Genomic DNA, 7,255 nt, shown 5'->3' on the forward strand with positions numbered 1-7,255 from the left:
CTTTTGAATTATTTTCTGGAAGATTTGTCCAAGAAGACGGCGAGCAAGATACGCATGGCGCGGGTATTAAAGGCCGGGAAAGTCACGGATATGATGGAGGTGTTTCGCGCGTTTTTTGCCTCTATACCGCATGATTGGTATCGGAAGACGGAGCTTTCAGGCTATGAGGGCTTTTACGCAAGCATCTTTTACTGCTACTTTGCGGCGCTTGGCTTGGACGTGCGGGTGGAAGACGTCACCAATCAGGGTCGCCTGGACATGGCGGTGCTTTTTGAAGGCAAGTGTTATCTCTTTGAGTTCAAGGTGGTGGAGGATGAGCCCGAAGGTAAAGCACTTTTACAGCTAAAAGAGAAGCGCTACTGGGAGAAGTATCAGGGCAGGTGCAAAAAGATCTGGCTTATCGGGGTTGAGTTTAGCAAGCGCAAGCGGAACATCGTTTCTTTTGAGGTGGAAGAGATTTCCTGAGATCGCTTCGTCGCCCCTTACGGGCTCCCTAGGATGGGCGAAAGGCAAGGAACGAAAGGCTAAGGGCGTAAGGCAAAGGGCGGAGGGTGAGCAGTGAACAGTGATCGGTGATCGGTAAGTTCTAGAGGTTCTAGAGGTTCTAGAGGTTGTAGAAGTTCTAGAGGTTTCCTGAGATCGCACGGGCGTAAAAGTCGCCTCGCGATGATGGGTGTGGGGGGCATTCTGAGGGAGCGATTTTCTTTTGTCATTCTGAGGGAGCGAAGTGACCGAAGAATCCATTAAATGGATCCTTCGCCTCGCTGGCGCTCGGCTCAGGATGACATAACAGAAAGACTTCGCTCAAGATGAGAGAAAGTGAACAGAGAACAGTGAGCTGTGATCAGTGAGGTTCTAAAGGTTATAGAAGTTCTAGAGGTTGTAGAAGTTTGGCACCTGACCTGGTTGAGGATCCGTTCTTATTTTTCGGAAGGAAAAATAGGAACGGATCCCAGATAATAGAGCCCGGCGAAAATCGAGATACCTACGCAAAAGCGAAGTTAGGAGTTTCAAATGAAAGGAAACAATAAAATAGCCTTTATTGTTGGGCATTATAAGTGTGGCACAACCTAGCTCATTAATATGCTAAGTCTTCATCCTGAAATTATTGGTTTAGCAGAGACTAACTTATTTAAATACGTCTTTGATAAAACACCAGCAGAAACTACTAAAATTCTTTTTAGCGGAACTGCCTGGAGTGAAGGCGGGTTAAAAAGATTGCCTAGGAATCTTGTAGCCAAAATAGTAAATCCTATTAGGAAATATTGGAAACCAGTTGTTGGTTTAAAAACAACAGATAGACCACTGACAAGATATTCTTTAAGCTTGCGAGAACAATTTTCATTAAAAAGACAATTATTAAAGTGTGATAATCCCGAAGAATACTGCCGCACTTTTTTCGGTTTTTTTATAAAGAAATTTAACCCTAAATACCTCATAGAAAAAAGTGCCGACCACGTACGAGCTATTCCAAAGATTAAGCAAGTTTATCCTGATAGCAAATTAATAGCTGTTTATAGGGATGGCAGGGACTTTGTTATTTCCCATAGACATTATGCTAAAAATATGGGCCTTGCCTGGAGTTTTGAAGAAAGCGTTCTTTTGTGGAAAGAAATGATTGAACTCCAATTACGCTATCAACAGGAATTTAATTTGTGGACTTGTTCTTATGAAGATATGCTAAACAACTCTCGAAAAATAGCACAAAACATTTTGAATTTTCTTGGTTTGTCATACAATGATCAGGTGCTAAATAATATGATTAATAAATCGTCTTTTGAGTTTATTACAGGTCGTAAAAGAGGCCAGGCTAATAGTAAAAGTTTTTATAGAAAGGGTGTGTCGGGAGATTGGAAAAACTATTTTTCTCTTAAAGAAAAAGAAACTTTTAAAAAACTCGCCGGGGATCTGTTGATTAAACTAGGATATGAAAAGGATTTTGACTGGTAAATTATTATTTGTTCTAGCCGCGGCCCTTTTACTGCGCCTGGCACTTTTGCCCCTTTTCTGGCATCAACCTTTGAACATCGTTGACGAGCAACATTATAACCGCCTGGCCCTGGCTATTTTAGAGCGGGGAGAATTTGGGTGGAAGCCCGGCAAGCCTACGGCCATTCGCCCACCACTTTATCCTGCGTTTTTGGCCGGGGTGTATAAAGTTTTTGGGGCCGAAAATTATAACGCCGTGAGGGTTATCCAGATATTTATTTCGCTTTTAAGTGGGATTTTGGTTTATTCTTTGGCAAAAAAGATATTTGCACGGGAAGACGCGGCACTTTTGGCAGGGGGGATCTTTCTTTTTTATCCTTCCCTTGTGTTTTTCAATTATTTGATCCTAACAGAGACACTTTTTATCTTTCTTTTTCTCCTTTCTTTGTGGTGTCTTGTGGCAGCTATGGGAATGGTGATCAGGGAACAGTAGAGGCTAAGGGCTAATAAAGGCTAAGGGCTAAGGGCTAAGGGCTAAGGGCTAAGGGCTAAAGGCGAAGGGCTAAAGGCGAAAGGTGAGCAGTAGTAAAAGTTCTAGAGGTTGTAATGGTTCATAAATTTTTGTGGCTAATACTTTTATCGCTCATGCTCTCGGCCTGCTCTTCAGAGGCCAAGTTCAAACCCCACCAAGAAGGCGGGGTCACCATCTACTACCAGACGACTTTTGACCAGGGCAAAGACGGCTTTTACGCTTCCAAAAGGGCTAAAATAACCTTGGTAAATGATGCTATTTCCGGAAAGGCCCTGCAAACTATCTGCAAAGAAAAATGGGCAGGCCCTGCCGTAGAGCTTGACATCAAAGGCTCAAAAGGGCTTAAAATCGCCTTTATGGCCCAGGGCATTGGTTTTAAGACCGCAAGGCTCAACTTTTTCGACGAAAAGGCCCGGGATAACACCACCCCTTACGGTTACCGTTTTCTCCCTGACTACGAATGGACCCCGGTGCTCTATTACGTGGATCTTTTCCGCTACAATTCCAAAAGCTCTGGTCACGTAAGGAAAGACACCCATTTTAGCACCCTGCGCTTCTGGGGGCCTGATCCGAAAGGTAAAAACGTGGCCCTTATCCTTGATAATTTTGTGGTCTATCGTGGAAAAGACACTTTGCCCCCAGGGCCCATTGCCAACCTAACCTTAGAGGCCTCACCGGTGGGTATCAAGCTTAGCTGGAGCCCTGCCCAAGATAATGTTTTCCCCATGGTATATGTGATTTCTAGGGCCGAAGGAAACGGCCCTTTTCAAAAAATTGCCGAAAGCTACAAACCCCAATACCTGGACCAAGACGTAAAAAAGGGAAGGCGCTACCGTTACCGGGTCCTGGCCTGTGATTTTGAAAATAATCTTGGCCCCTGGTCTGAAGTAAAAAGCATAACTTTTGACTTTGAAACCCCTGAAATTTTACGTGAAATAACGGTTTATGAAAAAGACCGTGCACATTACGCGGCCCATATACGCAAAGTCCACGAATCAGGAAGGGGTCGGGTAGAAAAGGGCCTGGTGGTGCTTTTTGGTGATTCCCTTACCGGCCCCACCCTTTATCCCCGGCTTGTGGCTGGGGCCCTTGGGATTTACCGGGTCAAGGCCTATGGTTTTGCCGGGCAAACTACTGGCTTTGGACGCCGCAAGATCAAAGAAATATTGGCCAAAGAGAGGCCTGAGTTTATCTTTATCATGTTTGGCACCAATAACGTCCGTGGGAAGCTACGCACCGTTGACGTGTATGAAAAATGGGTAGATGACTTAGAAGCCATGGTAAAAGAGGCCGAAGCTCAGGGCACCGTAGCGGCTTTGGCCACCATCCCCCCTAGGGGGTTTAAGGATCCGCTTTCTCTTCCCGAAGCATTATTTAACGAAGTACTGATAGAAAGGGCCCATAAATTAAAAATCCCGGTGGCCTATATTTTCGAAAGTATCCAGCAGGCAGGAGAGAGAAGGCGCTTTATCTGGAAAGACGGAGTACACTGGACGCCGCAAGGCATGGAGCTTGCGGCCTGGACCTGGCGTGAAACTATGAGACAGATAGAATTTGCCCTAAGGGACAAGCCATGAAGAGGCTAGACCTTACGGCCTACATTGCCATTGCCCGCCCGGACCACTGGTTCAAAAACGGTTTTATGGTCCTTGGCGTGCTTCTTGCCTTTTTTCTTAAGCCCGAACTCTTTAAGACCAATTGGTACGCCAAGGTCTTCTTAGCCCTGGTGGTGGCGTGTCTGGTGGCCTCAAGCAACTACGTTATCAACGAGATCCTTGACGCCCCCAAAGACGCCCTGCACCCCACCAAGAAGAACCGCCCGATTCCCTCAGGGCGTGTTTATCTGCCGCTTGCCTATGCTGAATGGCTCATCTTGGCGGTGGTGGGGCTTACCCTGGCCTATAAAATAAACCTGGCCTTTTTTCTTTCCGCCCTCTGGTTATGGATTATGGGCTTTTTCTACAATGTGCCCCCCTTTCGCACCAAAGACGTCCCCTATTTAGATGTTCTTAGCGAAGCGGTAAACAACCCCATAAGGCTCTTTTTGGGCTGGTTTTGCCTTATCCCCAACAAAATCCCGCCCCTTTCGCTGGTACTTGCCTACTGGATGGCTGGCGCCTTTTTTATGGCCACCAAAAGGCTTGCTGAGTACCGCATGATAAATAACGCAACAATTGCCGCCAAATACCGCAAATCCTTTGGCTACTATGACGAAGAAAAGCTCATTATCAGCATCTTTTACTACGCCCTTTTTTGTGCCTTTTTCCTGGGCATCTTTATCGTTAGATACCACCTGGAACTGATTTTGTGTGTGCCGCTCTTTGCGGGATTCTTTGCCTACTACTTAAAGATCGGCTTTCGGGAAAACAGCCCGGTACAAAATCCCGAACACCTTTACAGGGAAGTGGGCTTGATGCTTTATCTCGGAATTTGCTTTGTGGCCTTTGTCTTTCTGCTCTTTGTGAAAATTCCTGTGCTTTACGAAATATTTAGAGTAGAACCAAGCTCTATTAAACCACTCTGGGAGTTTTAACATGCCAGGTCTTTTGGGATTAATCGCCAAAGATGGCAAAATAAACGCAAACGAATTTTCCAAAATGGCCCAGGCCCTAAGGCATAAAGATACTTACACCTTGTTTGAACAAAAGGAAAAGGCCTTTGCCCTTGGTTTTGTCTCAAATAACGCCTTTGCCCTGTCGCCTCAGCCTCTTAAAAACGAAAACGCTCTCTTATTTTTTGACGGGGAGATTTATGATAACAATGGCGATATCCCCGATGATGAATTCTTTTTAAAGGCTTATCTTTCCCGGAAAAATTTTGACTTTTTAAAAGACCTTGAGGGCATTTTTTCCTTTTGCCTCTGGGATAAAAGCAAAGACACCATCTACGTAGGTGTTGATAAGTTTGGCCTAAAGCATATTTTCTATGCTGACCTGCCCGAGAGCTTTCTCTTTGCCGCAGAGCTTAAGGCCTTTACCCGGCATAGCAATTTCCCCAAAGACTTAGACTTTTTAACCCTTGCCGAGCTTTTTCATTTCGGCTTTGCCCTTGGTGAGGGTACCTTATTTGAAAGGGCCAAGCTTTTACCAAACGCCACCATCCTGGCCTATAACTTGAGGGAAAAAAGCTTTGGTCTCACTAAATACTGGGACGAAAAAGGGCTTTTTACACCGCGCGGCGGGCACAAGAGGCTTCCCTACCAGGAAATTTGCCTTCTTTTTGGCCAAGCAGTACAAAAAAGGGCCCGGCCCAAAGACCGCCTTGGCCTTTCTATTTCAGGGGGCCTTGATTCAAGAAGCATCCTTGCCGCTTTAGGCGAAAAGGCAAGGGGGCTTCCCTCATACACCCTTGGGCTTCCAGGTTGCCAGGACGAACGGCTTGCGTTTCGTCTGGCCCAGGCCATGGGGACCAAGCATAAATTTGTCCCCATAACCGAAGAGACCTTAAAGAATTTTCTCTCCCTTGCCCGCACGCTGATTTATTTTAGCGATGGGTTTTACTTTCCCCATGAATCAACGGAAAAAACTGCTCTTGATTATTTTGAGCGGGCTGATTTTCGCATACTCATGAGAGGCCACGGGGGCGAGCTTGTCAAGTGTGCCCTTGCCTTTCCGGTTCAGGTTGATAAGGCCGTATCTTCAGCGCCTACCCCTACGCTCTTAGCAGAAATTTTGTTCCGCAAGACAAACCTGGTGCTTTGTGATTTCCCAGGGGAGGCCCTTTTCCAAAACAAAGAATTGCGCGCCTCTTACCAGGCGCTTTCTAAAACCTGCCTTAATTTTGTAAAGGCTTATTACGACGATTACCTGCCTGAAGACGTCTTCATGCTCTTTTATTTGAAAGAATATATTCACCGCCAGGCGGTAGCCTCGCTAAATATTTTTCGCACCGAGATAGAATGCAGCATCCCTTTTCTGGATAGCAGGTTCTTAAGGCAGGCCTTTTTGCTGCCCCCGCATTTAAGATACGATGGCCAGATACAAAAAGCCATTGTCAAACACTTTGCGCCGCCCTTGGTAAAGATTCCCGACTCCAATACCGGAGCCCCTTTAGATGCCGGAAAACTCAGGCTTTTTCTCATTGATAAGTTTAATGCCGTTCTCAAGCGCTTAAGTATCCCTGGTTTTCGGCATTACACCGAGTTTGACAGATGGCAGCGTAAGTATTTTCGCCAAGGCATTGAAAAGGTCATTTTTAACCGCAGAATCTTAGAAAGGGGACTTTTTCAAGAAAAGGCCTTAAAAGAGATTTTTGACCTTCATATTTACGGGAAGAGGAATTACGCCCGCCTCTTAGGGACCATCGTGGGTATTGAACTCTGGTTCAGGGACTTTTACGACTAATTCTTCGCGGAGATCGCTCCCTCGGCCCGAAAGGGCCTCTTCGCAAAGGGCTAATGGCTAAGGGATCCGTTCCCATTTTTCGTTCCGAAAAAAAGGAACGGATCCCAACACACTGATTTCATTTCTGCTATAATACCCCTATGGCTAAGAAAAAACTTCCCGTAGGCATTCAGAGTTTTGTTGAAATCCGCACAGAAAATTATTACTACGTAGATAAAACGCCTTTTGTGAAAAAGCTCGTTGACGAAGGCAAGTATTTTTTCCTTTCCCGCCCAAGGCGTTTTGGAAAAAGCCTTTTTCTCGATACCCTGCGCCAGGCCTTCCTGGGAAAACGTGAGCTCTTCCACGGGCTATTCTTAGAGAACAACTGGGATTGGTCTAAAAACTATCCCGTAATCTATATTTCTTTTGGCTCCGGGGTACATCGAAGCGTTGACGAACTCCAAAATAC

General features: G+C 45.7%; 7 protein-coding genes. All 7 read left to right on the forward strand.

Features of this window, described 5'->3' with window-relative positions; all coding sequences use genetic code 11:
- Window positions 1-465: PD-(D/E)XK nuclease domain-containing protein (locus tag H528_RS13700; RefSeq protein WP_169352800.1), on the forward strand; the 465-nt coding region annotated here is incomplete at its 5' end.
- Window positions 466-1,083: 618 nt separating this feature from the next.
- On the forward strand, window positions 1,084-1,950 hold the full coding sequence (locus H528_RS0111590; protein ID WP_022854470.1) for a sulfotransferase domain-containing protein: 867 nt from the start codon (window positions 1,084-1,086) through the stop codon (window positions 1,948-1,950).
- Window positions 1,928-2,422, forward strand: coding sequence for a glycosyltransferase family 39 protein (locus H528_RS0111595; protein ID WP_084677728.1), 495 nt, complete (start codon window positions 1,928-1,930; stop codon window positions 2,420-2,422). Before H528_RS0111590 ends, H528_RS0111595 begins: the two co-directional genes overlap by 23 nt.
- A 113-nt stretch (window positions 2,423-2,535) precedes the next feature.
- Window positions 2,536-4,038, forward strand: a complete 1,503-nt coding sequence (locus H528_RS0111600) for an SGNH/GDSL hydrolase family protein (protein ID WP_022854472.1) — start codon at window positions 2,536-2,538, stop codon at window positions 4,036-4,038.
- Entirely contained in the window at window positions 4,035-4,994 is a 960-nt protein-coding gene (locus H528_RS0111605; protein WP_022854473.1) for a UbiA prenyltransferase family protein, read from the forward strand. Before H528_RS0111600 ends, H528_RS0111605 begins: the two co-directional genes overlap by 4 nt.
- A 1-nt stretch (window position 4,995) precedes the next feature.
- A complete protein-coding gene (locus tag H528_RS0111610) occupies window positions 4,996-6,804 on the forward strand; it encodes an asparagine synthase-related protein (RefSeq protein WP_022854474.1) in 1,809 nt (602 codons plus the stop codon).
- 140 nt (window positions 6,805-6,944) lie between these two features.
- The coding region (locus H528_RS0111615) for an AAA family ATPase (protein WP_028845931.1) at window positions 6,945-7,255 on the forward strand (311 nt) is incomplete at its 3' end.

This window comes from Thermodesulfatator atlanticus DSM 21156 (genome assembly GCF_000421585.1).
GTDB classification, from domain to species: domain Bacteria; phylum Desulfobacterota; class Thermodesulfobacteria; order Thermodesulfobacteriales; family Thermodesulfatatoraceae; genus Thermodesulfatator; species Thermodesulfatator atlanticus.